The 24,465-nt window shown below is 61.5% G+C and carries 19 protein-coding genes; 9 read left to right on the top strand and 10 right to left on the bottom strand.

Annotated features, from left to right (window positions below; all coding sequences use genetic code 11):
- Nucleotides 1-80 precede the first annotated feature (80 nt).
- Nucleotides 81-1,787 carry an AMP-binding protein gene (locus GUY37_RS00090; RefSeq protein WP_166820717.1) on the bottom strand — a complete coding sequence of 569 codons (1,707 nt, stop codon included), beginning with the start codon at nt 1,785-1,787 and terminating at the stop codon, nt 81-83.
- A 108-nt stretch (nt 1,788-1,895) separates the two neighbouring features.
- Nucleotides 1,896-3,371: a CCA tRNA nucleotidyltransferase gene (locus GUY37_RS00085; RefSeq protein WP_228278265.1), complete on the bottom strand. Its 1,476-nt coding sequence runs from the start codon at nt 3,369-3,371 to the stop codon at nt 1,896-1,898.
- A 139-nt stretch (nt 3,372-3,510) separates the two neighbouring features.
- On the opposite strand from GUY37_RS00085, the gene GUY37_RS00080 reads away from it, so the two are divergent.
- The 7 genes from GUY37_RS00080 (at nt 3,511) to GUY37_RS00050 (ending at nt 13,383) form a co-directional block, all read left to right on the top strand.
- Nucleotides 3,511-3,999 carry an NUDIX domain-containing protein gene (locus tag GUY37_RS00080; RefSeq protein ID WP_166820711.1) on the top strand — a complete coding sequence of 163 codons (489 nt, stop codon included), beginning with the start codon at nt 3,511-3,513 and terminating at the stop codon, nt 3,997-3,999.
- A complete protein-coding gene (locus GUY37_RS00075; RefSeq protein WP_228278264.1) occupies nt 3,996-6,284 on the top strand; it encodes a DUF6049 family protein in 2,289 nt (762 codons plus the stop codon). The genes GUY37_RS00080 and GUY37_RS00075 overlap by 4 nt, the downstream gene beginning before the upstream one ends.
- A 3-nt stretch (nt 6,285-6,287) precedes the next feature.
- Nucleotides 6,288-7,907, top strand: coding sequence for a murein biosynthesis integral membrane protein MurJ (murJ, locus tag GUY37_RS00070; protein ID WP_166820708.1), 1,620 nt, complete (start codon nt 6,288-6,290; stop codon nt 7,905-7,907).
- Between the two features lie 22 nt (nt 7,908-7,929).
- Nucleotides 7,930-10,524 (top strand): protein kinase family protein, encoded by a 2,595-nt coding sequence (locus GUY37_RS00065; RefSeq protein WP_166820705.1) that lies wholly within the window; start codon nt 7,930-7,932, stop codon nt 10,522-10,524.
- Nucleotides 10,525-10,714: 190 nt separating this feature from the next.
- The gene (gene trxB / locus GUY37_RS00060; protein ID WP_166820702.1) at nt 10,715-11,701 is read left to right on the top strand and encodes a thioredoxin-disulfide reductase; all 987 of its coding nucleotides are present in this window, start codon (nt 10,715-10,717) and stop codon (nt 11,699-11,701) included.
- 123 nt (nt 11,702-11,824) lie between these two features.
- Entirely contained in the window at nt 11,825-12,142 is a 318-nt protein-coding gene (gene trxA / locus GUY37_RS00055; protein WP_039211718.1) for a thioredoxin, read from the top strand.
- Nucleotides 12,143-12,246: 104 nt separating this feature from the next.
- Nucleotides 12,247-13,383: an N-acetylmuramoyl-L-alanine amidase gene (locus GUY37_RS00050; protein WP_228278263.1), complete on the top strand. Its 1,137-nt coding sequence runs from the start codon at nt 12,247-12,249 to the stop codon at nt 13,381-13,383.
- 2,809 nt (nt 13,384-16,192) lie between these two features.
- On the opposite strand, the gene GUY37_RS19060 is transcribed toward GUY37_RS00050, so the two are convergent.
- The gene (locus GUY37_RS19060) at nt 16,193-17,287 is read right to left on the bottom strand and encodes a ParB/RepB/Spo0J family partition protein (RefSeq protein ID WP_228278262.1); all 1,095 of its coding nucleotides are present in this window, start codon (nt 17,285-17,287) and stop codon (nt 16,193-16,195) included.
- 136 nt (nt 17,288-17,423) lie between these two features.
- Between GUY37_RS19060 and GUY37_RS19055 the strand changes: the two genes are divergently transcribed.
- The gene (locus tag GUY37_RS19055; protein WP_228278261.1) at nt 17,424-18,197 is read left to right on the top strand and encodes a hypothetical protein; all 774 of its coding nucleotides are present in this window, start codon (nt 17,424-17,426) and stop codon (nt 18,195-18,197) included.
- On the opposite strand, the gene GUY37_RS00040 is transcribed toward GUY37_RS19055, so the two are convergent.
- From GUY37_RS00040 to rpmH, 7 genes are all read right to left on the bottom strand, one after another.
- On the bottom strand, nt 18,129-19,025 hold the full coding sequence (locus GUY37_RS00040; protein WP_152346195.1) for a ParA family protein: 897 nt from the start codon (nt 19,023-19,025) through the stop codon (nt 18,129-18,131). The genes GUY37_RS19055 and GUY37_RS00040 overlap by 69 nt on opposite strands.
- Nucleotides 19,026-19,092: 67 nt before the next feature.
- Nucleotides 19,093-19,773: a 16S rRNA (guanine(527)-N(7))-methyltransferase RsmG gene (gene rsmG / locus GUY37_RS00035; RefSeq protein ID WP_166820699.1), complete on the bottom strand. Its 681-nt coding sequence runs from the start codon at nt 19,771-19,773 to the stop codon at nt 19,093-19,095.
- The gene (locus tag GUY37_RS00030; RefSeq protein ID WP_166820697.1) at nt 19,766-20,311 is read right to left on the bottom strand and encodes a Jag family protein; all 546 of its coding nucleotides are present in this window, start codon (nt 20,309-20,311) and stop codon (nt 19,766-19,768) included. The genes rsmG and GUY37_RS00030 overlap by 8 nt, the downstream gene beginning before the upstream one ends.
- 8 nt (nt 20,312-20,319) lie before the next feature.
- Nucleotides 20,320-21,273: a membrane protein insertase YidC gene (yidC, locus tag GUY37_RS00025; protein WP_166820694.1), complete on the bottom strand. Its 954-nt coding sequence runs from the start codon at nt 21,271-21,273 to the stop codon at nt 20,320-20,322.
- 132 nt (nt 21,274-21,405) lie between these two features.
- The gene (yidD, locus tag GUY37_RS00020) at nt 21,406-21,762 is read right to left on the bottom strand and encodes a membrane protein insertion efficiency factor YidD (RefSeq protein WP_228278260.1); all 357 of its coding nucleotides are present in this window, start codon (nt 21,760-21,762) and stop codon (nt 21,406-21,408) included.
- A complete protein-coding gene (gene rnpA / locus GUY37_RS00015; protein ID WP_166820688.1) occupies nt 21,746-22,111 on the bottom strand; it encodes a ribonuclease P protein component in 366 nt (121 codons plus the stop codon). Before rnpA ends, yidD begins: the two co-directional genes overlap by 17 nt.
- A gap of 2 nt (nt 22,112-22,113) precedes the next feature.
- Nucleotides 22,114-22,251, bottom strand: coding sequence for a 50S ribosomal protein L34 (rpmH, locus tag GUY37_RS00010; protein WP_039211706.1), 138 nt, complete (start codon nt 22,249-22,251; stop codon nt 22,114-22,116).
- 416 nt (nt 22,252-22,667) lie between these two features.
- On the opposite strand from rpmH, the gene dnaA reads away from it, so the two are divergent.
- Nucleotides 22,668-24,365, top strand: coding sequence for a chromosomal replication initiator protein DnaA (gene dnaA / locus GUY37_RS00005; RefSeq protein WP_166820685.1), 1,698 nt, complete (start codon nt 22,668-22,670; stop codon nt 24,363-24,365).
- Nucleotides 24,366-24,465: the final 100 nt, after the last annotated feature.

Below are 24,465 nucleotides of genomic sequence, written 5' to 3'. Positions count from 1 at the left end.
CCGATCAAGCGCGGGCCCGCTCTTCGGTCCGGGTAACGGTCGAAAAGCGGGGGCCCGCTTGACCGAGCGCCGCTGCACCCTCAGCTCTTGAGCTCGAAGTCCGTATCGGCGTACTCGTTGCCCTCGACGGCGGGTTCACCGCTGAATGGGTGCAGCTGGTCTTCACGCGCCCGCAGCTCGACACGACGGATCTTTCCGGAGATCGTCTTCGGCAGCTCGGCGAACTCGAGCCGGCGGATGCGCTTGTACGGTGCCAGGTGCTCACGGCAGTAGGCGAGGATCGAACGCGCGGTCTCGGCGTCGGCCTCGAACCTGCTCGACACGACGACATAGGCCTTGGGCACAGCCAGTCGCACCGGATCCGGCGAGGGCACAACGGCCGCCTCGGCGACGGCCTCGTGTTCGATCAGCACGCTTTCGAGCTCGAAGGGGGAGAGTCGGTAGTCGCTGGCCTTGAACACATCGTCGGCGCGACCGACATAGGTGATGTATCCGTCCTCATCGCGAGAGGCCACGTCACCGGTGTGGTAGACGCCGCCTTCGAAAGCCTCTGCGGTCTTCTCCGCGTTGCTCCAGTAGCCGGTGGTCAGGCCGATGGGACGAGGATCGAGGCGCAGGCAGATCTCGCCCTCGTTGCCCTCCTCACCGGTCGCCGGGTCGATGAGAACGACGTCGAATCCGGGCAGCGCCTTGCCCATCGAACCGTACTTGAGCTCCTGATCAGGTGAGTTGCCGATCTGGAGGGTCGATTCGGTCTGGCCGAAGCCATCGCGGATGAGCACACCCCATTCGCTGTGAACGCGGTCGATGATCTCGGGATTGAGCGGTTCACCGGCGCCGAGGGCCTTCGTCGGGGGATTCTTCAGGTGGCCCAGGTCGGCCTGGATGAGCATGCGCCATACGGTCGGCGGGGCGCAGAAGCTCGTCACTCCCACTCGATCCATGGTCTCCATCAGGGCGTTGGCGTCGAAGCGCGAGTAGTTGTAGAGGAAGACACAGGCTTCGGCGATCCACGGGGCGAAGATATTCGACCAAGCGTGCTTGGCCCAACCGGGCGAGGCGACGTTGAGGTGGACGTCGCCGGGTGTCAGCCCCATCCAGTACATCGTCGAGAGATGGCCGACAGGGTAGGAGACATGGGTGTGGGCGACCATCTTCGCCTTCGAGGTGGTGCCCGAAGTGAAGTAGAGCAGCATCAGATCATCGGCGCGCGACGTGCCCTGCGGGTCGAATTCGGTGCTCTCATCATCGACGTCGGAGTAGCTGTAGTCCTGCTGGCGGGTGGGCTCCCCGCCGACGACGATGCGGACGACATCGACTTCGACGTCATCGAACTTCGCGGCATCCTCGACGCCGGCGACGACGAACTCGGCGTGCCCACGCTCGGCACGGTCGGTGAGGTCGATGGGGCCCAGCTGCGTGGTTGCGGGCATGAGCACGGCACCGAGCTTGATCCCGGCGAGCATCGTCTCCCACAGCTCGACCTGGTTGTTGAGCATGACCATGACATGGTCCCCGCGCTTGATCCCGGCCCGGCGGAAATGATTCGCCACCTGGTTCGAACGGGCGGAGAGTTCCGCGAAGCTCCACTTGCCCTCGGAACCGTCCTGTTCGACGATCCACAGAGCCGGCTTGTCGTTGTTCTCGGCGATCTCGTCGAACCAGTCGAGTGCGAAGTTGAAGTGTGTGAGCCGCGGCCATCCGAACTGTTCGCGGGCGGCCTCGTAGTCGCTGCGGAGTTCGATCAGCTTGTCGCGGGCCGCGCGGAATTCCTCGGTCACTGTCATTGTGGTCTCCTCACCTCTCGCCTCCGCCACAGCCTGTGACGTCAAACACAAATCTAAACGATTACGAAGCTATCAGCACTGATCGTTCGGTGAGTAAGTGGGGGTCGGTCACTGACCGTGGGTCTCCCACCAGGAGCGCAGTTCCGCTTCGGCGCGCTGCGGACCAAGAGGCCCGTGCTCCATCCGCAGCTCGAGCAGATGTTTGTACGCCTTGCCCACCAGCGGCGATGGTTCGATATCGAGGATCCCCATGATCTGCCGACCGTCGAGATCCGGACGGATCGAATCGAGTTCCTCCTGCTTCGCCAGGGCCTCGATGCGCGCTTCCAGGTCGTCATAGGCGAACGCCAGCCGGTCGGCTTTGCGTCTGTTGCGGGTGGTCACATCTGCGCGGGTGAGGATGTGCAGGCGCGAGAGCAGCCGTCCGGCGTCCGTGACATAGCGACGCACCGCAGAATCCGTCCACCCGGCATCGCCGTAGCCGTAGAAGCGCAGATGCAGTTCGACGAGGCGGCCGACCGCCTTCGTCGTGTCCTTGTCGAAGCGCAGCGCCTTCATCCGCTTGGCGGTGAGCTTCGCACCCACCGCATCGTGGTGGTAGAAGGTCACTGCGCCACCGGGCTGGAAACGGCGAGTGGCGGGTTTGCCGACATCATGCATCAGCGCCGCGAAGCGGACGACGAAGTCCGGCACGCGCAGGCGCTGCGGGTCGTCGTCGGCCATTCCGGCTTCCTCCTGAGCCGCGGCGTACCGGCTCTCGAGTTCGACGGCCTGACGCAGCACGGTCAGAGAATGCTGGTAGACGTCCTTGTGCCGATGATGCTCGTCCGTCTCGAGCTGGAGTCCGGACACCTCGGGCAGAACATGGTCGGCGATGCCGGTGCGCACCAGCAGGTCGATTCCGGCGACGGGATCGCTACCGGTGATGAGTTTGAGGAGTTCGACCTGGACGCGTTCGGCGGAGATGATCTCGATCCGATCGGCCATCGCCGTCATCGCCTCTTCCACCTCGGCGACGGGATCGAGTCCGAGCTGGGAAGTGAACCGAGCTGCGCGCATCATCCGCAGCGGATCATCGGAGAACGAGTCCGCGGCCCTACCTGGGGTGCGGATGCGTCCGGCGATGAGGTCGTCGAAACCCTGATGCGGATCGACGAAGGTCTTCGAGGGCAGACGGATCGCCATCGCCCCGATCGTGAAGTCACGGCGGACGAGGTCGGCGTCGAGGTCCGTGCCGAAGGCCACCATCGGTTTGCGCGAGTCCTCTTCATAGGCTTCGGCTCGGTAGGTCGTGATCTCGATCTGCACGCCGGACTTCACGGCCCCGATGGTGCCGAATTCGCGTCCGATGTCCCAGTGCGTGTCGACCCAGCCGGCGATCAGTCCGAGGATGGCGTCGGGGTGGGCATCGGTGGTGAAGTCGAGGTCGGGCATGGGGCGGCCGAGCAGCGCATCACGGACGGAACCGCCGACGAGGGCGAGTTCGAAACCGGCTGAGGAGAACCTCTGACCCAGCGGGCCGAGGATATGCTCGAGCTCATCGAGCTTGTCGTGCAGTCGGTTGTGCGCGGTCTGCGGATCCACCGAGCTCCTTCGATTCTGTGATTTCTGCTCTTGCCCAGGGGAACTCGCCTCCCGCGTCCGGGCGCGAGTTCCGGTCTCCATAAGCCTACCGGGAGCCGATGACACGAAACTTCCAAGCTTCGCCTACTAAGGTAGGAGAATGACCACACCGATGCCCAAGCCGGGACCCCGCACGTCCCGCCGCACCACAGTGGAGGAGATCTCCGCCGGTGGCATCGTTGTCGACTTCTCCCATCCGTTGCTGGCTGTGGCCGTCATCGCCCGCATCAATCGCGCCGGTCGGATCGAGTGGTGCCTTCCCAAGGGGCATCTCGAAGGAACGGAGACCCCCGCCGAGGCGGCCCGCCGTGAGGTCGAAGAGGAGACCGGGATCGCGGGGCAGATCATCTGCCCGCTGGGAACCGTCGACTACTGGTTCACCGTGACCGGAATCCGGATCCACAAACTCGTCCACCATTTCCTGCTGCGTGCACAGGCGGGGACTCTGACCGTGGATAATGATCCTGACCAAGAAGCGATCGATGCGGCGTGGGTGCCCTTCAATGACCTGCGTTCGCGACTCTCGTTCGCCAATGAGCGCCGAATCGTCGCCGCCGCCCGACCGATGGTGTCCCGACTGGAGCAGTGAAACCCATTCCCATCCGCCGACTGCGATTCCTCACCGCCCTGCTGAGCACGCTCCTGCTGCTCGCAGGGCCGGTTTTCGCATACCCGCTGCTGACGGCCGCCCCCGCCGCCGCCAGCACCGATGCGGACAAGGACGAGGTCTCGATCACCCTCGACGAGGTGACTCCCTGGATCGATGACAAAGGCACACTGACCGTGCGCGGAAAGATCTCGAACACGACGAAGAAGGCGATCGAGAAGCCGAGCCTGAGTCTGCAGATGTCGACCCGCAAACTCGATTCCGAATCCCGCCTGAGTTCCTGGAAGCAGGGACAGGCCCAGCACCGCACCGTCGCCGACCTCGAACACGATGGGACCGAAGCCAGAGAGAAGGCGAAGAAGGACAAGGACGACGATTCCGACGACTCCTCGGGAACCGCCCTCGACACCTCCTTCGATGACACCATCGATCCCGGGGCCACCGCGGAGTTCACGTTCCGTGTGCCTGCCGACGACCTCGACCTGAGCACGTCCTCACCCGTGAGTTCCTGGGGCCCACGGGGATTGGCGGTCCAGATCGGCGATGACACCGGTCTGCGGGCCTCTGCTCTCGGCTTCACCACGTGGTACCCGGACCCGGAGTTCGATCAGACGAAGATCAGTCTGCTCGCTCCCGTCACCCTGCCCGGTCATTCCGAAGGCGGGCTCATCCCTTCCGACTGGCTCGATGCAGCCATCGCCGAAGGCGGCTCGCTGGATACGATCGCGAAGCTGCTTCGACACAAAGAGCTCGCTCTGGCGATCGACCCGCGAATCATCGCCTCCTTCGAAGCCGCGATCGCCGAACCGCCCCCCGCCGACGCGCCGGAGGAGACCGAAGAGCCCGGCGATGAGAAGGGTGAAGAGACTCAGTCACCGCCGGTCGGGGCGCCCGAGAACGATGAGGCCGATTCCAGTGCCGCCGAGCTCGAAGCCGCCGAAGACCAGCGCAGACGCCTCGACTCCTGGTATCAGGACTTCGTGGGAGCGGCGCAGAAGCATACGATCGTCGCTCTGCCATACGGCGATCCCGACCTCAGTGCTCTGCGCGGAACGAAGATCGACCGGTTGAGCACCTTCGCTCAGAAGCAGCGCGAGGTGGTCAAGGACGTCTTCCCTGATGCTCGGACGGATATCGCTTGGCCGGTGGCCGGAAGTGCGACGAAGAACGGGCTGCGTGCGCTGAAGAAGTCCGGCAATTCCACCGCGATCGTCAGCGATGGCCAGCAGCCCTCGATCACCGGCATCCACGATGACGCACATTCGCACACGACGATCACCGATGACGGGGAGTCGACGATCGACACTCTCATCTCGGATTCGAAGCTCACGGATATGAGCGCCGAGGTGATCGCTGAGGAGAACCCGGCCGGGCCGCTGTCCGAACTCGTCGCAGAGTCCGCGGTGATCCAATCCGAGGCTCCCTATCGCACCCGCAGCCTGTTCGTTCCGCTCCCGCGGGCGGCCGCCTCGGCGAATTGGGAACAGACCGTCGAGGAGCTGAGCTCGGCACCGTGGATCGCCCCCACCGGGACCGACGAGATCCTCGACTCACCCTCCGAGGCGCGTGGACTGCTGCGCACGGATTCCGACGCCCCGCACATCCGGAAGAAGGCCGTGGAATCCCTGGCCGAGACCCGGGCGAACCAAGAGGACTTCAACAGCGTCTTCAGCGACCCGGACAGCGCCGATATCCGGCTCGACCGCGAGTTGCTCACCTGCACCTCGGCGGCCTGGACTCTGGGCCGTAACGCGAACATCTGCGCCGACCAGGCCCGCACACAGAGCGAGAAGCTCATGGACAGCCTGCACCTGCGCAAGGGATCGTCCGTCCTCCTCGTCACCGGCGAGAAGACGACGATTCCGGTCACGATCGTCAACGATTCCCCCGCCGAGGCGACTCTGCGGATCCGGATGAGACCGGCGACTCCGCAGCTGCGGGCGCAGGAGACGGAGACCGTGAAGGTGCCCGCCGCGGAGACGATGCGCGTGGACGTGCCCGTCGAGGGCCTCGCCAACGCCGATGTGCCGACGACGATCGAAATGGTCACCGCCGACGAGGTGACCCTGCCCAAGCACGAATCGCTCATGGTCCGGGTCCGTGCTGATTGGGAGAACATCGGTACCGCTGTGGTCGGATTGGCTCTGGCCGCAGTTTTCGTGATCGGCTTGGTCAAGACGATCGCACGCGGACGCCCGAAGATCCCCGAACAGCAGCTGGCCGATGCGATGGCCCGCGCCAAGACCGACGACCCCGAAAAGAGGTAGCGCTTGTCCAGCTTCTCATCCCTGGCCCGGTCCTCGGCGATCATGACCGCAGGCACCATGACCTCGCGTGTGCTCGGCTTCGTCAAGGCCTCGATGCTGGCCACCGCGATCGGTGTCACTGCAGTCCAGGCCGATGCCTTCGACATCGCGAACAAGGTGCCCAACACCCTCTACATGCTGCTGGCAGGAGGTGTGGTCAATGCCGTGCTCGTCCCGCAGATCGTGCGTGCCTCCAAACGAGAGGACGGCGGTGCCGACTTCACGAACCGGCTGCTGACGCTGTCATTCCTGCTCCTTGCAGGCGTGAGCATCATCGCGACCGCCGCGGCCCCGCTGCTCGTCTGGCTCTACTCATCGGGGTGGAGCGATGAGCAGATGGCGCTGGCCACCGCCTTCGCCTTCTGGTGTCTGCCGCAGCTGTTCTTCTACGGCCTCTACACGCTGCTGGGCCAAGTGCTCAATGCGAAATCATCATTCGGTCCCTACATGTGGGCGCCTGTGCTCAACAACGTCGTCGCGATCGCCGGGCTCGCCGCCTTCATCCTCATCTTCGGCACGAACAACGCCTCACCGCACGGACTCGACACGTGGACTCCGGACAAGATCGCTCTCATCGCCGGGTCGGCAACCCTCGGAGTCGTGGCTCAGGCACTCATCCTCATCTGGCCGCTCAAGCGGATCGGCTTCAAATATAAGCCGACCTTCGGGTTCCGCGGGGTCGGACTCAGCTCGGCCGGCAAGGTCGCTTTCTGGACGTTCTCCGCGATGCTCATCGGTCAGATCGGCTTCCTCGTCATCTCCCGTGTCGCCTCGGGTGCATCGATCCCCGGCGACGGGAACGCATCGAACGCCGCATATACGACCGCCTACCTCGTGTTCATGCTTCCGCATTCGCTCATCGCAGTCTCTCTGGCCACGGCCCTGTTCACCTCCTTGGCCAAGGATGCGGCGAACAATGACACCGAGGCCGTCGTCAGCGATTTCTCCATGGGCGTGCGGATGGTCGGCTTCATCAATTCCTTCGCCACCATCGCATTCATCGTCCTCGCCACACCGGTTGCGATGATCATCGCCGGTGAGGGACGGGAGCAGGCCACAGCCATCGGTCTGGTCATCATCACGATGGTCTTCGGTCTCATTCCCTTCAGCGCGAACTATCTGGCGCAGCGGGTCTTCTATGCCTACGAGGACGCGAAGACTCCGTTCCTCATCCAGCTGCCGCAGATCGTCTTCCAGTCCCTGGCGGTGGTATCGGCGACGATCTTCCCGAAGTCGGTGACGGTGGCGATCATCGGTCTGATCATGAGCCTCGGCTACCTGATGGCGATGATCATCTCGTTCGCGGTCCTGAAGAAGCGCCTCGGCGCCATCGATCTGCGTGAGATCCTCACATCTCACTTCAAGTTCCTCCTCGCAGCGATCGTCGCCGGTGGGGCAGGGTTCGGTCTGCTCTACTTCTTCCCGGACTTCTCCTTGGCAGGACGCTGGCAGGCCTTCGCCTCCACGGCCATCGTCGGCACCGTCATGCTGCTGTTCTTCATCGGAGCTTGTTATTTGCTCAGAGTCAGAGAGTTGCATTCGATAATTGGCGTAGTAGCTGGAAAACTAAGAAAAACAGCCTGAGCCCTGTCAATCCCCACCGGAGGTGGTCGCCCTGATCGATATCGAACCCGGCATGGTGGTGGCCGGCCGTTATGTCGTATCGACCGTCGACCGTCGGTGGCTGCCCGAGAAGCCTGAAGTAGGTGCCGTCTGCACGGGCCTCGATGCGATCCTCGACGAACCCGTGCTCATCCTCGTCGCTGATGCCGATGGTTCCAACGACGTTCTCGAAGCCGCCCGTCGCGTATCGATCCTCGGTGACCCGCGTATCGCCCCTACGCTCGACGTCGGACATTCCAACGGACTGGACTACATCGTCATCAAGCGTATCGCGGTGACGCCGTTCAACCAGATCCTGCCGCGTTCGCCGCTGCCCGTCGACGCCGCGTGCGCCCTCATCGGCGAGGTCGGTTCAGCGCTCGTGACCTCGGCCAGGCGGGGACTGTTCCACATGTTCCTGCGTCCGAGCGTGGTCGGTCTGACCTCGAAGGGTGGGGTGGTCATCGCAGGCATCGGCATCGATGCGGCATTGGCGCTGGATACCGGGCTCGTCGAGCAGAAGGACTACACGCCGACGAAGGCTTCACGCCGAGACGCCCTGGCTCTCGTCCAGCTCTTCTACACGGCTCTGACCGGGTTCTGGCCGGGAGCAGAGACCTTCGACGGCATTCCGCCTGCGGAGAAGGAGAATGCCCGGATCGCCCGGGCCCAGGCTCTCAACCCCGACGTCCCGGACAGACTCGATGATTTCGTCAGCGGAATCATCACGGGCTCGGATCCCGGTCCGGGTTCGGTCGCCGAGGTCCTCGGCTACATCGACACCTGGGATCCCGAACTGCTGCGCTACGTCAATCGTGCTCCTGTGGCGGAGAACGAGCACCTGTTCGAGCAGTCGCCCCGCAGCTTTGACGAAGCCACCAGTCTTCCCGCATCCCGTTCGAAGACCATCGGACCCGGCCCCGGCGGTTCGGCCAGTGCCAGTGAAGATCAGGTGCAGGCAGCACTCGTGCGCATCGGCATCACGCGCCCGGGGACGCGGGGACTGGCTGCCGGAGTGGTCGGACATACCACGGGCCGATATGCCGACCGGATGCAGATGCGGGAGGCCTCGAGCTTCCCCATTGCCAAGGAACAGCTCGACAGCGCCGCCCAGGACTGGGAGGAATGGCAGCCGGAGCAGACGTACTCGGAGTACTCGGAGTACGCAGAGCACGAATACGACGAGAACCTCACGACCCCGATCATGAGCCGGGAAGACGATTCGGATCCCGATACTCAGGCACTCGAGATCGTCCCCGAGGACGAAGGCGATGAGAACGATACTCGCGTGATCATGGACAACGACGAGGATGAGGACGACGGTTCCTGGTTCCTCGGCGGCATGTTCGAAACCCATGAACAGCAACGCGAGCATCAGCGACGTGAGTATGAGCGCGAACGTCGGATCGCGAAGGCCAAGGAGGACGAGGCGCGCAGGCGTCTTGCCGCCTTCGAAGCGAGCTCGGCTGCCCGTCAGCAGGAAGCCAACGCTGCCGCACCTCCGAAGGAGATGCGTCGGCTGTCACCGGACACCGTTGATGATCGCAACGACGTTGATGATCAGAGCGCCGCTGGTGAGCGCAGCGCCGAGGCGACCGCGGGCTCATCATCTGTCCGTCCGGCCGAGCGCAAGGCCGGGAAACCACGCCAGCAGCACAGCGATTCGACCGGTGCGGCTCAGGCATCGTCTGCGCAGAACCGATCAACAGCTGCCGGCGTCGCTGGGGCTGCCGGCGTCGCTGGGACAGCGGGCGTTGCCGGTGCTGCCGCAGCAGCGGGAGCCGGAACGAAAGCCGGTGCGAACAGATCCGGCGGCTCGGCCGGGGCAGACACCGGTTCCAACAGATCCGGCGGCTCAACGGGCGCGAGCTCCGGAGCGTCTGGTGCCTCGGCCGGAGCAGGGAATGCTGGTTCAGGTACCGGCGCCGGTGGGGCCAGCGCTGCTTCGGGCGGCGCAGGCAGCGGTTCAGGTGGCTCCGGTTCCGACGAGCGTGATCCTGCGGCCACTCGGAAGCCCTTCCTATGGCTGGTTCTCGGCCTCGCAGTCGTTGCCGCCATAGTGCTCGGAATCGTCATCATCGGCTTCAACGCTGGGGACGAGGAGTCCACCCCGGTCACAGAGACCTCGGCGCCGAGCGAACAGCCGACGAAAGAAGAGAAGAAGACTCCGAAGGCCGATCCGCCGAAGATCGATACCGTCGAATCTCTCGACCCCGAGGGCGATGGAGAGGAACACGACAGTGAAACCGAGAACGTGATTCCCAAGACCGAGGGGTCATGGAACACCGACCGGTACAACTCCGCGAGCTTCGGCAATCTCAAATCGGGTGTCGGTCTGCTCTTCGAGTTCGAGGATGAGACCACCATCAGCGAGGTGAAGGTGGCGTCGGGGAACTCTGGCGGCAAGTTCGAAATCCGCGACGGCGACGATCCCGAAGATGCGAAGGTGATCGGCGAAGGCGTCTTCGATGCCGATGGCGCGGTCACCGTGGAGTTCGACGAGAAGGTCGAGACCGACAAGCTCATCCTCTGGATCACTGAACTGCCGCAGACCGACGGCGGCTATAAGGCCACCATCAGCTCCGTGAAGTTCTCCTGAGCGCACAGACAGGTTTCACACCCTCGTCCGGCATCATCTGGTGCCTCACCGCAGCGACCTGGGCAGGATGCCTGCCCAGATGCAGGTGCGGAATAGTCCTCGGCACCGTACCGTTATAGATACGAACGTCATTTCGCGCGGCACTCCGTGGCGCGAGGAGCAGAGCAGATAGAAGCAGGGAACTTTTCACATGACTGATACTCAACTGGTGATCATCGGATCGGGTCCAGCCGGCTACACCGCAGCCGTCTATGCGGCCCGTGCGAACCTCTCACCGGTCGTCATCGCAGGTTCGGTGACCGCCGGAGGTGAGCTCATGAACACCACCGATGTCGAGAACTTCCCCGGATTCCCCGCCGGCGTTCAGGGACCCGAGCTCATGGAGAGCATGCGTGAGCAGGCTGAGAAGTTCGGTGCCGAGGTCATCTACGACGATGTCGAGACTCTCAAGCTCAATCCCGGCGCCCACGAGATCGAGACCGCTCTGGGCGCGCGCTACACGGCCAAGGCTGTGATCCTCGCAACCGGTTCGGCCTACCGCGAGCTGGGACTGCCCAATGAGAAGAAGCTCTCCGGTCACGGAGTCAGCTGGTGTGCCACCTGTGACGGATTCTTCTTCCGCGACCAGCACATCGCTGTCATCGGCGGAGGCGACTCCGCCCTCGAGGAAGCGACCTTCCTCACCCGTTTCGCGTCCAACGTCACCTTGGTTCACCGTCGGCAGGAGCTGCGTGCTTCGCAGGCCCTGCAGGATCGTGCGAACGCCGATGAGAAGCTCGAGTTCCTCCTCGACTCCGAAGTCGCCGAAGTCCATGGTGAGGACTCGCTCACCGGCCTGACCATCCGCAACACCGTCACCGGGGAGACCTCAGAGCTGCCCGTGACCGGAATGTTCGTGGCCATCGGTTCCGACCCACGAACCAGCCTCTTCGCCGATCAGCTCGAGATGCGCACCGATGGATATCTCAGCGTCGATGGTCGCACCTCGAAGACGTCTGTCGAAGGCGTTTTCGCTGCCGGCGATGTCATCGACTCCGTATACCGGCAGGCGATCACTGCAGCCGGTTCGGGATGTTCGGCGGCACTCGACGCCGAACATTACCTCGGTGATCTCGAGGCTGCTTCCAAGCCCGCCCTGGTGGAAGCAACCGTGGCGGAAGCAACCGTCGCTTCCTGATCACCACCCTGCTGTGTCCGGCTCCGTTCTCCCGCATCGCACGGGAGCCGCGGACCGGTCAGGGAATGAAAGACCCAGCTCCACTGTTCTGCTAGAGACATTCGTTGTGAAGGAAGGTTACTCATGTCGACAGAAGTCACTGACGCAACATTCGAAGAGAACGTCTTGAAGTCCGACAAGCCCGTGCTCGTCGATTTCTGGGCTCCTTGGTGCGGCCCCTGCCGGATGGTCAGCCCGATCGTTGACCAGATCGCAGAAGAGCACGGAGACAAGCTCAACGTGGTCAAGGTCAACACCGACGAGAACCTCGAGACCGCGAGCACCTACGGAATCACCTCGATTCCCGCGCTCTACGTCTTCAAGGACGGCGAGGTCGCAAAGACCATCATCGGCGCGCGTCCGAAGCCTGCTCTCGAGGATGAGCTCTCCGACTTCATCTGATCGAGTTCCAAGGCGCCTGTTGTACTATCAACGGGCGCCTTAGGCATATCTGAGCGCCATTGGACACTGACCCTCGAACCGCATCACCGAAGATTGGCACCGCATTGACGAACACGAACCTACCGCGCTATTCGCGTGGCGACATTTCTGAGATGCTGCCCAATATCAAGGCTCAGATGGCCCGGCTGGGACTCAATGTCGGCGATACCGAGACCGCGGACTTCGATCGCGCCTTCGAGCTGGGTGTCAGGCAGTTCCAACAAGACCGTGGAATCCTGTGCGACGGTGTGCTCGGCCCCGAGACGTTTTCAGAACTCGAACAGGCCCGGTATCAACTGGGCGACCGAGTGCTCCGATTCGACCCCGTCAGAGTCCTTACAGGCGACGATGTTGTCAACCTCCAGACCAAGCTCGCGGGTCTGGGCTTCTATCCTGGACGCATCGATTCCGAGTATGCTGCTCGCACCGAGGCAGCTGTCAAGGAACTGCAGATGAGTCTGGGTACGAAGGTCGATGGCGTGACAGGACCTCAGACTCTCCGCGGGCTCGACGCGATCGACCGCAATCAGGACACCGGCAATCTCTTTGCGCTCCAAGAGCGAGCACGGGTGGCGGCATCGGGAACCTCGTTGGTCGGTCGGACGTTTGTCATCGAGGCAGCAACTACAGTTGTAGATTTCCAGACGCTGCCGATGACTGATGAGCAGTCAGCTCTCGAACGTCAGATCACTCTCGATATATCAAGCCGCCTTGTAGGCCGGTTGGAAGCGATCGGTGCGGGAGCGCTGCTCTTGGAAGGCGACGCGGTTGAGGTCAATCGGGCGGATTCGCTAGGAGCATCAGCTGTCATAACGGTGACCGCTGACGTGAGCAAGTCCAAAGACGCCAACGGCATTGCAACCTTCTTCTTCGGGCATGAACGTCAGTCAGACCTGAACTCGCCGACAGGACAGAAGCTCGCGGAGCTCATTCAAGGTGAAGTCGTCGCTCGCACTGGAATGCTGGACTGTCGCACACACGCTCGCACGTGGTCGTCGCTCAAACGTCTCAAGACTCCTAAGGTCCATGTCGTCAGCGGATACCTGACGAATCCAGAGGATCTTGAAAGCCTGCAAGATCCGCATGTCCGTGATGCAATTGCCGATGGCATCGCGGCCGCCTTGCAGCGTGTCTACATCCTGGAAGACAAAGATCCGCAGACCGGCACGCTCAGTCTCGATGCCATCAAAGCTCTGAGCTGATTTCCCCACTAGTCAGAAATAGCGCCTCAATGCCGTGCTTCCCCAGTGGAGCACGGCATTGTTGTCTTGATTCGCTTTGGCAACGACCCGATTCCCTCTGAATATCGACTAGGACAGCCTGAAGGACGCTCGCCGAATCCACAGCTACGACTATTGAGCTCGGTGGTCATTCCTTTCCCTCGTCGTAGAGCGGGTGAAACAGAGGCGCGCAGATCCAAACCGACTAGAAGATGGAAGATGCATTGCGACCGATAGCATGTAACGAGTCCTGAAGTTTCATGTGAAACGTTATCCGCCCACTGTCATCTTCCAACGAGGCTCGGCTCTTATGGAGTTGACTTCTTATAAGCAACATATTTCGATCCAGCATCCACGAACAATAGCTTCTACTTGTCGGCCTGAATGCACGTGCAGTATTTTGCCCGCAGGCACACTGTTTCACGTGAAACCCCGAGTGGCTGGGGTTTCGAGTCCCTAGATCGGTAGAATACTCAGCCCCCGCGGCGGTAAACATTGGCGTTTCACGTGAAACGTTATCCTGATAGCGTTTTGTACCGGCCTACCGAGCTCTAGGCAATTAACGGCCCAATTGACGAACTCTAAGAACCCCCGGAATGACCGAGCACTGTTCTCCCGCCTAAATGGCGCTTCTCAAACCGTGAGTAACGGCGAGAAATGGTGCTCTCTCGCATACGACCATCCTGAAGTCGTCTGCGACCGCAAAATGGCGTTTCACGTCAAACTAGAGGACGGCTTCAGGGTAGAATTCTACAATCCCGCCACAGCGACCGGCTGATGGTGCTCCTTCATGCCTAGTAGGACGCGCTAAGAGACGCCGATTCGCTACCTTCAGTCGAGGAATGCTCGCGAATGCATAATCCTTCATAGTGATCCACGAGCGCACACCACAGCAGATCGGTACTACACAGTCTGCGAACCAGAAGCTGCTCCGACCGTGGCATAGAATCGACGAATTCTGATCCGTCAGCGGTACGTTTCACGTGGAACAGACCCGGCGTCAAATGAAAACAGATTGCACGCTAGAAGCGGTCTTCTGAGTACTCTTCACACGGTGTTCGACCTTCACCGGCGGCCAAGGATCCAAAGGCAGACAAGCGCTCTGCACAGCGATGACACCGTCGTTTCACGTGAAACGCCAGTTCACATGTCCGTACCTGCAGCTCCGGATGGTCACGCTAGGCGAGCGTACTCAGGTTCAAGTATCAGATCCCGCTAACATAACCGACGTCGATAGTTCCCCTCAGATAGAGATGCCCCAATAGATATCGATACGGGAATTGGTGCGGCTACGAGTTCTGTACAGCACAGCCGAGGACCAGCAGAGTGTCAGCCGCCTCCAGACATTAACGTTCACGGGGACCCGACCGATCCGGACCAAATGACCGCCCCACAACTGGGCAGAGCCCCTGGTCGGCCGAGTTCCGTGACAGGAACTTATCTAGGCACAACTGGGGTCATCCGAAAGAACCTCATAGATCATCGAACAGGGTGGGCCGAGGATAGCGGGCGTTAAGCCGAATAGACCAGCTTCCGCGGGGCCGCCCAGGGGTTTATCTCTTGAACAACGTACGATTGGACGCGTTTCACGTGAAACAAACAATAGCCTGGGTGTTTCTGAAGTCTGGGTGTTTCTGAAGGGCGTGGACCTCAATCACCATCTGCCAGTTATGGAAGTTGTAAAGAGTGGCTCAGACACACCCCCAGAACATCGACCGAGGTCAGCAATGGTCTGTTCGCCTATGAGGCCCAAAGGAGAATCGCCCAGTGCCGGTCGGGTCGACTCTGCCACCGTCGCAGAGTTCAGAGCTCAAAGCAGCGAGCTAGAATCTCACGGCCAATTCCCTATTGTTTCACGTGAAACGGGGCCTCTACCGTCCTAATGAACTTAGCCGGTATACGAGGGTCTGCAGCGCTAAGGCGTCCGCAACCGTCGGTGTGCCGGTCATTCCGGTTGATGCAATCGTCTCGGTGCCAACCCTTACCCCAGTACGAGGAGGCCACAAGCATCCGGGAACGCTGTCGTCTGCGTAGCACTCAAGACACTGGCCATCCAGAAGTCTCTGATTCCGAACACCGGCTTGAAATAGGATCCCTGGGTTTGTACGAGTTCACGTTGGTCCAAAGTACCAATCCAACAACAGTGGATTGTTTAAACCATACTAGGGGCAAGGCCCGTATCCGTGATTGAACCGTCGAATGCAAGGCCAGAGGTCTAAGCACATTTGTACTTCCCCGTAAGGTTTCACGTGAAACACCATCTAATCACGAGTACGCCAAGGAACCCGTACTGAAGAGCGGCAACCCGGTGGAACCTGTCGGGCGAAGAGTCACGTTGGTTTCACGTGAAACGCAATTACGATAGTCACTTTTCCGCGCGAGGGCAGTCCGCTTCACCTCTGCGTACTATTGGCACTAATGACTACCAATCTGTAAGTCTCACCAAGGACCTAATTGAACGGAATCCTCAATTCAAAGAAGGGAAAGGGCTATGTTCAGCAATTTGTACCCGCCACTCACACGGAGGGGTCGTCTTAGACCCATTCGCGGTGGGAACCAGTCGCTGCCTTCTTTCGAGAGGACTGGCCGAAGCCCACGAGCGCGTTTCACGTGAAACGCCGACTGAACGGCCGAAACCAAAGGAGTCTCTACCGGTGACATGTGGGGTGCTGACATGCCTACGGACCTATTTCCAGTCCTTGCCCCGAACACGGCTGATTCCAGCCGCCCTGAATGAAGCTGGGCCCCGCGCTATGAATCGCAGGGCCCTTCGTGTTCTATTGCTGGCTGCTCAGAGTGCATCCTGATTCGAGATCCCCAGCAAGCTGAGGATGCGGTCAAGATCCTCGTGGTTGGCGAACTCCACGCTGAGCTTACCTTTCTTCTTACCGACGGAGATATTCACTTTAGTATCGAGCCGGTCGCCCAATCGCTCCGCCACAGCCAGGAACTCCGGGGCCACCTTCGTTGTTGCACGTGAAACGTTGATCGAATCCCCACGATTGAGGAGGACGACGGCCTCTTCGGAAGCGCGTACAGACAGTCCTTCTGCCACGATTCGCTGTGCAAGCACTTCCATATGTTCAGGATCCCGCAATCCCAGAATGGCCCGAGCGTGGCCGGCCGAGATGACGCCGGCTGCCACCCGGCGCTGAACCAGAGGGGGAAGGCGAAGCAGCCGCAAGGTGTTGGAGATCTGGGGACGAGAACGGCCGATACGCTCTGACAGTTCTTCCTGCGTGCACCCGAAATCCTCGAGCAGCTGCCCATATGCCGCTGCCTCTTCAAGAGGATTGAGCTCCGCACGGTGGAGATTTTCCAACAGTGCATCCCGCAGAAGATCGGTATCTTCGACATACCGAATGATCGCCGGAATCGTGGATAGCCCGGCATCCTTCGTCGCACGGAGACGACGTTCACCCATAATGAGTTCGAAGCGCGAGCGGTCACTCGGTTTCTGCCTGACTACGACAGGCTGAAGGACTCCGATCTCACGGATACTGTGGACCAATTCGGCGAGCAGATCTTCGTCGAATACAGTACGAGGCTGCCTGGGGTTCGCGTCGATCAGCTCGACGTCGATCTCCCCGAATTCTGTGTCTGGGATCGACTCGACACCGTCGTAGTCCTCGAGTTCGCCATCGCCGGAGCTCTGCGACTTGTGATTGTCGCTTGCGTCGTCAGTTGCGGTGGACGACCCGCCTTCTTCCTCGGAATCGGCAACGGCGGAGGTCTGACTTGCAGCATCCGACGTTGCCGCCGTCTGGACATCGTCGTCCCCGGCCCCTGAGGCTGAAGTCACTACATCAGTAGTGCTATCCTCTTCCTTGGCCCGGAGTTCTTCCGCCTTGTCGTGGTCCTCGTGACGATCGGAGGAGGTGTACACACCCGGATGAGTTTCACGAACATCTTCGTCCGCCGATCTCGTCGACGAAGCGGTCGATGCTGACTCCGCCGCCTGCGTATCTGTATCTTGACCTGCAGTGACCTCAGCCGACTCATCGGCGGCGGCTTGAGCACCCTTGGATTCTGCAGATGAGGCAGAAGCAGTGGTCTTGTCATCGGATCCGCTTACAGCCGAGTCTGAAGCTGGAGCCGAGGGGGCCTTCCGGGTAGGGGTCTTCGGCGCTGCAGAGGCCTTCTCTGCCTGCTCAGCAGTGGACGAGGCGGTGGAAGAGCCGGCCTTCGTCTTCGATGCTCCCGACTTCGCCGGAGACGACTTTGACGACGTCGACGTCTTGGAAGTCGTCGTCTTGGATGCCGCCGGCTTAGTGGTCGTGGACTTGGACGCGGTCGTCTTCGGCCGCGAGGAGTCTGATGCAGACGTCTGGGCAGCCGAGGACTTGGAAGCTGCCGACTCGGAGGATGTCGAGTTCGACTCGGCCGCCTTGGACTGCTTTGCGTTGGAAGTTCCTGCCTTCGATGTTGCCGACCTCGATGGGGTCGTCTTCGCAGCAGTCTTCGAACCGGTGGTCTTCGTCTCTGCAGCCGTCTCGGATGCCGTAGTCGTCGACTTCGTCGTACCTGCCGCCTTCGGCTTCCGGCGCCGAGATGACTGCATCGATGCAGCCGGGTCGGTACGGGCGGTACGCGAGGTCTTCGCCTCGCCCTCACTCTTGCCCTCTTCCGTGTTGCCACCGGAGAAGAAGACATCAACCGGACGATCATTGGAGTTCGCGTCGGGGATCAATGCTCCGAGCCCGCGGCCCAGGCCTCTCTTCTTTCGTTCAACCACGACTTACTCCTCGATTCGCAATTTCTTCAGCTGCTTCCCGATACGACAGGGCGCCGCTTGAGTGTGGGTCATATGAGATCACGGTCTGCCCGTAGCTCGGGGCTTCGGAGATCCTCACCGATCGAGGAATCGCCGTGCCCAGCACCTGTTCCGGGAAATGAGTGCGCACATCCTCTGCGACCTGAGCGCTGAGATTCGTGCGTCCGTCATACATCGTCAGCAGAATCGTCGAAATCGCCAGTTCGGGATTGAGATGCTTCTGAATGAGCTGAATGTTCTTCAGCAGCTGACTGAGGCCCTCGAGAGCATAGTATTCGCACTGGATCGGGATGAGGACTTCGCGAGCGGCCACAAACGCGTTGACGGTCAGCAGGCCCAGGCTCGGCGGACAGTCGATGATGATGTAGTCGACGCGGTCTCCGGCTGCCTCCTCTTCTCTGAGGTAGATGCCCAAGGCACGCTGGAGTCGCTGTTCCCGCGCAACGAGCGATACGAGCTCGATCTCCGCACCGGCCAGATCGATGGTGGCCGGCACACACTTCAGCGTTTCGAAGTCAGGACACTGAGCCACTGCCTCCCGCATCGGCACATCGTCGATGAGGACGTCGTAGATGCTCGTGACCTCGGAATAGTGGTCGATGCCCAGGGCGGTGCTCGCATTGCCCTGCGGATCGATGTCAACGAGCAGGACATTGAGCCCCTGGTTGGCCAGGGCCGCTGCGATGTTCACCGCCGTCGTGGTCTTTCCGACGCCACCCTTCTGGTTCGCGATCGTGAAGATACGGGTCGAGTCCGGCCGTGGAAAGGTTGTCTGCGACAGTCGATCCGCACGCCGGTTGTCCCGTGCAATCGCGGCACCAATGGGAGACGACTCATCCATGATCGGCATAGGGCGCACTCCATCATCCATCGGTTTCACAAGGCTCTGGTCCAGCCTAGACCCACTCTACTTCGTACTATTTCTTGACGATCTCGACGACACGACTCGGGACTTCGAGGAGGCCGCCGCCATCGACGACATGGACCTTCGGCTGTGACAGTCGGTATCGCTTGATCAGCTTCTTCGCCTTGATCAGCTCACCTTCGACCGAGGCTCCCTTGACCGCGAGGATCCGGCCTCCGGGGCTGATGACCTCGCGGGTCCATTCGATGAGAGTCGTCATCGCTTTGACCGCCCGTGCGGTGACGACCGTGAACATCTCCTCGTCGACGAGTTCCTCGACGCGTGCCCGGACGATGCGCACATTGCTCAGTCCCAGATCGTCGACCACCATGCTCAGCCATTCGACGCGGCGCTCCATCGGCTCGATGAGCACGACCTTCGCCTCGGGGCGCATCAGTGCGATCGGGATGCCCGGCAGGCCGGCCCCGCTGCCGACATCCCCGACGACATCGTTCTCATCGATGTGCTCGGCGACGACGGCGCAGTTGAGGATATGCCGGGTCCACAGACGATCGACTTCGCGTGGACCGATGAGGCCCCACTCGATTCCGGTCGTGGCCAGGTGCTCGGCATACCGCTGTGCGGCAGGATACGCCGCACCGAAGTACTCTTCGGTGCCGGTCGGAGGCGTTTCGATCTCCGCCGTCGTCGACTCGTTCGAGAGCTCGGCATCGGTCTCGGGCTGGTCAGTCATCGGCGAGCCGGATGACGACATGACGACCGTCGCCCTCACCGTCGGACTCCGACACCAGACCGGCGCGGGCCGCCTGGTCGTGGATGATCTTGCGCTCGAAGCTGTTCATCGGCTTGAAGGCGAACTCGTCGCCGCCGTCCTTGACTTCGTCGATGGCACGCTTGGCCGTTCTGATGAGCTCTTCGCGACGGCTGTTTCGGAAGCCGTCGATATCGAGCATCAGCCAGGAACGCTGACCGGTCTGCGTCTGCACAGCCAGACGGCTGAGTTCCTGCAGCGCCCCGAGGGTGCGTCCCTCACGGCCGACCAGAGTGGCCAGGTTCGAGTCCTCGTCGTCTTCGCAGACGATGGACAGCTGGGCACGGCCATCGGCGACGTCGATGTCGATGTCGCCGTCGATATCGGCCAGATCCAGCAGCTCTTCGAGGTAGTCTGCGGCGATCTCGCCCTCTTCTTCGAGGAGTTCGGCACGGCTCGGCTTCGTCGAGGTCTCCTCCGAAGTCTGTTCGGAGGTCTCGTCGATCTTCTCTTCGGTCATGTCTGTCCTCAGCGCTTCTTGTTCTTCTTACGGTTCTTGCTCACAGGCTGCTGCCGCTGGCCGCTCTTCTTCGGGGCCTCCTCGGTGACGGTCGATCCCTTGAGCTCATCCTGCTTCACGGTCTTGCCCTTGCGAGCCTTGCGCTCAAGCATCTCCTTCTCGGCCTTCGAGCCGGGAGCGGGCATATTGCGGATGACCATGTGCTGCTGGGCCATCGTCCAGGTGTTCGAGACCAGCCAGTAAATGAGGACGCCGAGCGGGAAGTAGATGCCGCCGATGCCGAAGACGAGCGGCATCACGTAGAGCAGCATCTTCTGCGACTGCATCATCGGGTTGGCCATCGCCGACTCCGACATGTTCTTCGCCATCATCTGCTTCTGCGTGATGAACATGGTGGCGGCCATGACGACGATGAGGACGCCGGTCAGCAGCTTGACGCCGAAACCATCATCGGTGAAGACCGCCGAAAGGCTGATGCCGAAGATCGAGGAGCTTTCGGCCTGGATAGCAAGCTGCTGCGTGAAACCGCCGATCGCGCCGACAGAGCCATCGGCGACCTTCGGCATATTGTGGATGACGCGGAAGAGCGAGAAGAAGATCGGCATCTGCACGAGCAACGGCAGACACGAGGCCCAGGGGCTGGTCTTGTTGTCGCGGAACAGCGACATCTGCTCTTCGGCCATCGCCTGGCGCGAGTACTGGTCCTTCTTGCCCTTGTACTTCGCCTGCAGGCGCTGGATCTCCGGCTGCAGCAGCTGCATCTTGCGCTGCGACTTGATCTGGTAGACGAAGAGAGGGATGAGGAGTGCGCGGATGACCACGGTCAGTCCGGCGATCGAGAGCACCCAGGTCCAACCGCTGTCGGCAGGCAGGCCGATCGCGGTGAAGATCTCGTGGAAGATCGCGAGGATCCAAGCAACTACCCACTGCAGCGGATAGAGCAGCTTGTCCATCCAGTCCATTCAGTTCTCCTCGTTACACCGATTCTTGCGCGAAGTTCATTTTGCCATTGTTCACAGGTCTGCGCGACACGACGTGTGCCCCGAGGCAGTCCCCTTGTTCGCGCCCGCAAGCGGGCCGCGAGTTCGTTCTGTTCAGCTGTGTGCCTGACCGCGGTGGATGGTCTTGGACCTGGCCTCCCGCGCTGAGCCCGGCACATGGTCGACACCGCCGTGCGACCACGGATTGCAGCGCAGTATGCGCCACCCAGTTAACACCACGCCCTTGAGAACTCCGTGTATCTCGAATGCCTCGAGACCGTACATGGAGCAGCTGGGATAGTAGCGGCAGACTTGGCCGTAGAGGGGTGAGATCACGATTCGGTAGGCCCGGATGAACCAGACGAACGGCATCCTCGGTCCGACCAGGGCGATCCAGCCCAGTGTGGGCCAGAATCCGACGGGCCGGCCGGGCACCTCGGAGACATGTCTCAGATCATGCTCGGCGTCCACGACGTTCCAGCTTCTTCTCTGCCTTGGCCAGCAGTTCATCGACCTCGGCCGACAGAACAGCGAAGTCGGCCTGCCCGGCATGCGGCAGCGCTCGGATGACGAACATGTCTCCTGCTCTCAGGTCACCGAGGCGGGCCCGCATGATCTCTCGCAGGCGACGTTTGGTGCGGTTGCGCACCACTGCGTTTCCGACGGCCTTGGATACGATGAAACCCACGCGCGCAGCGTGGGTATCATCGGTGTCTCTCAGGCTGTGCGCCATGAGATGCTCTGAGCGCACCCGGACCCCGGCCCTGAAGATTCGTCTGAAGTCTTCGCCGCTGCGGATCCGATGTGCCGCGTCAAGCATGCTCAGGCCGAAATGTCGGAACGTCCCTTGCGACGACGTGCAGCCAGGATCGAGCGGCCCGCGCGGGTGCGCATACGCAGACGGAAGCCGTGCTTCTTGGCGCGCTTACGGTTATTGGGCTGGAATGTACGCTTGCTCACTTCAGTCTCCGATTTCTAGGTTGCGGGTGAACGCCGGTGCGTTCTCACAAAAAACGGCGGTGCGAGTCTCGACCGCCGAGCACTCCTGTGCATAAGAGCCAAAAGATAATCAGGATAATCGGATGAAGCCCGGTACACAGGACACTCCATCTTAGCGAGGCGGCATCCGAGCGGTCAAACGGGATCCGCATGTTTCACGTCACGCTCGTCCGGAATTCATCCCCGTCCGCGTCCCCGTCACCAGAGCTCGTCCACAAGTCACACCCATGTAGTTTTCCACAAGCTTATCCACCAGTGTGGAGATTCACTGGGCAGAGTCGGCAAGAGTCCACATTCTGTGGAAAACTATGTGGAAGTCATGCACAGGTGTGGATCACGCCAGAACGAATCTTTTTGAAAGCTGAGGAAATGTGACGGTGTCGAATTCCAAGAATGAGCTCATCAGCCGCTGGCGCACGGTGGTCTCTACCCTGGATCAGGACCCTGAACTCACGGCCCACCAGAGGGGATTCCTCTCCCTCGCCGTGCCCAAGGCCCTCGTCGACAATGCCCTCGTCCTTCTCGCCGTGCGCGACGAACACACGCGCCGCACCATTGAGACCCGACTGCTCGGACCGCTGACCAGAGAATTCTCCAAGGTCCTCGGTTTCGAGGTGACCTTCGGCTTCGTCGTCGATCCCGAACTCGACGTGCCGATCCGCTTCGAAGATCTCATCGGAGAGCCGACCCCGGGACCGCAGGTTCCCATCGATCCGGTCACGTCCACCTCGGCGACGGGATCGCCTGATCCCGCCCCCACCGAGGCGACCGAACCCGTGCGTCCGAGCCCCGCCGATCATTCAGCGCCCGGGTTCGCCCAACCGCATCAGAGTCAGCAGCCGGCCGCGCAGCCTCAGAGTGCGCAGATGCCGAATGCCCAGACGTCGGCCCCCCAGGCACCCGTGACGCCGATGTCGGCCCCGCAGCAGCCTCAGTCTCCGGCCGAATCGGGGATGACCGACCGTGAGATGAAGATCGCCGAGGCGACCGCCGCCCCGATGGGCCCTCCCGTCGATGCACCCGGTGTCGCTCAGCTCAACCCGAAGTACACCTTCGACACTTTCGTCATCGGTGCCTCGAACCGATTCGCCCACGCCGCGGCCTTCGCCGTCGCCGAGGCCCCGGCCAAGGCCTACAATCCTCTGTTCATCTATGGGGACTCGGGGCTGGGCAAGACCCACCTGCTCCATGCGATCGGCTACTACGCGACGCAGCTGTTCCCCGAGATCCGCGTGAAGTACGTCTCCAGCGAAGAGTTCGTCAACGACTTCATCAATACGATCGGCTCGTCGAAGACCTCGAACGCGCTGCGTCCGGCATTCCAGCGCCGCTACCGTGAAGTCGACATCCTCATGATCGACGACATCCAGTTCCTGCAGGGCAAGGATGCGACCGTCGAGGAGTTCTTCCATACCTTCAACGCCCTGCACAACGAGGCCAAACAGGTCGTCATCACCTCCGATCAGCCGCCGAAGATGCTCAAGGGCTTCGAGGAGCGACTGCGCTCCAGGTTCGAATGGGGTCTGCTCACCGACGTCCAGCCGCCGGACATGGAGACCCGGTTCGCGATTCTGCGTCGCAAGGCCGCAGCCGAACAGCTCGATGTCCCCGACGATGTCCTCGAATACATCGCCTCCCGTGTGTCCTCGAACATCCGGGAGCTCGAAGGCGCCCTCATCCGCGTCACGGCTTTCGCCAACCTCAACGATCAGCAGATCGACGTCTCCTTGGCCGAGACCGTCCTCAAGGACTTCATCACTCCCGACGACACCCCCGCTGTCTCGGCCGCAGACATCATGGGCCAGACCGCCGCCTACTTCAGCCTCACCCTCGACGACCTGTGCGGAACCTCCCGATCACGGACGCTGACCACGGCCAGGCAGATCGCCATGTACCTGTGCCGGGAGCTCACCGATCTCTCCCTGCCGAAGATCGGCCAAGCATTCGGTGGACGCGATCACACCACTGTGATGCACGCGAACAAGAAGATTCGAACTCAGATGGCCGAACGACGGGCTGTCTACACACAGGTCACCGAACTCACAAACCGCATTAAACAACAGCACCGCCTATAGAAGACGCCATACACATCTGTGGATAACCCTGGGGACAATTGCTCACAGCTGGGGACAGGGCGGTGGACAGAACCGCTGTACGAGTGGAAAGATGTGAACT

The sequence above is a fragment of the Brevibacterium limosum genome, assembly GCF_011617705.1.
In the GTDB taxonomy this organism is placed as follows: Bacteria; Actinomycetota; Actinomycetes; order Actinomycetales; family Brevibacteriaceae; genus Brevibacterium; species Brevibacterium limosum.
This window is presented reverse-complemented; position numbering and strand designations above follow the sequence as displayed.

What these genes read in the sequence shown, in the direction of transcription:
- GUY37_RS00080 (WP_166820711.1), top strand. Translation starts at nt 3,511, where the DNA reads ATGACCACACCGATGCCCAAGCCGGGACCCCGCACGTCCCGCCGCACC.
- GUY37_RS00090 (WP_166820717.1), bottom strand. Translation starts at nt 1,787, where the DNA reads ATGACAGTGACCGAGGAATTCCGCGCGGCCCGCGACAAGCTGATCGAA.
- GUY37_RS00040 (WP_152346195.1), bottom strand. Translation starts at nt 19,025, where the DNA reads ATGCCGATCATGGATGAGTCGTCTCCCATTGGTGCCGCGATTGCACGG.
- rnpA (WP_166820688.1), bottom strand. Translation starts at nt 22,111, where the DNA reads ATGCTTGACGCGGCACATCGGATCCGCAGCGGCGAAGACTTCAGACGA.
- trxB (WP_166820702.1), top strand. Translation starts at nt 10,715, where the DNA reads ATGACTGATACTCAACTGGTGATCATCGGATCGGGTCCAGCCGGCTAC.
- trxA (WP_039211718.1), top strand. Translation starts at nt 11,825, where the DNA reads ATGTCGACAGAAGTCACTGACGCAACATTCGAAGAGAACGTCTTGAAG.
- rsmG (WP_166820699.1), bottom strand. Translation starts at nt 19,773, where the DNA reads ATGACTGACCAGCCCGAGACCGATGCCGAGCTCTCGAACGAGTCGACG.
- yidC (WP_166820694.1), bottom strand. Translation starts at nt 21,273, where the DNA reads ATGGACTGGATGGACAAGCTGCTCTATCCGCTGCAGTGGGTAGTTGCT.
- GUY37_RS00030 (WP_166820697.1), bottom strand. Translation starts at nt 20,311, where the DNA reads ATGACCGAAGAGAAGATCGACGAGACCTCCGAACAGACTTCGGAGGAG.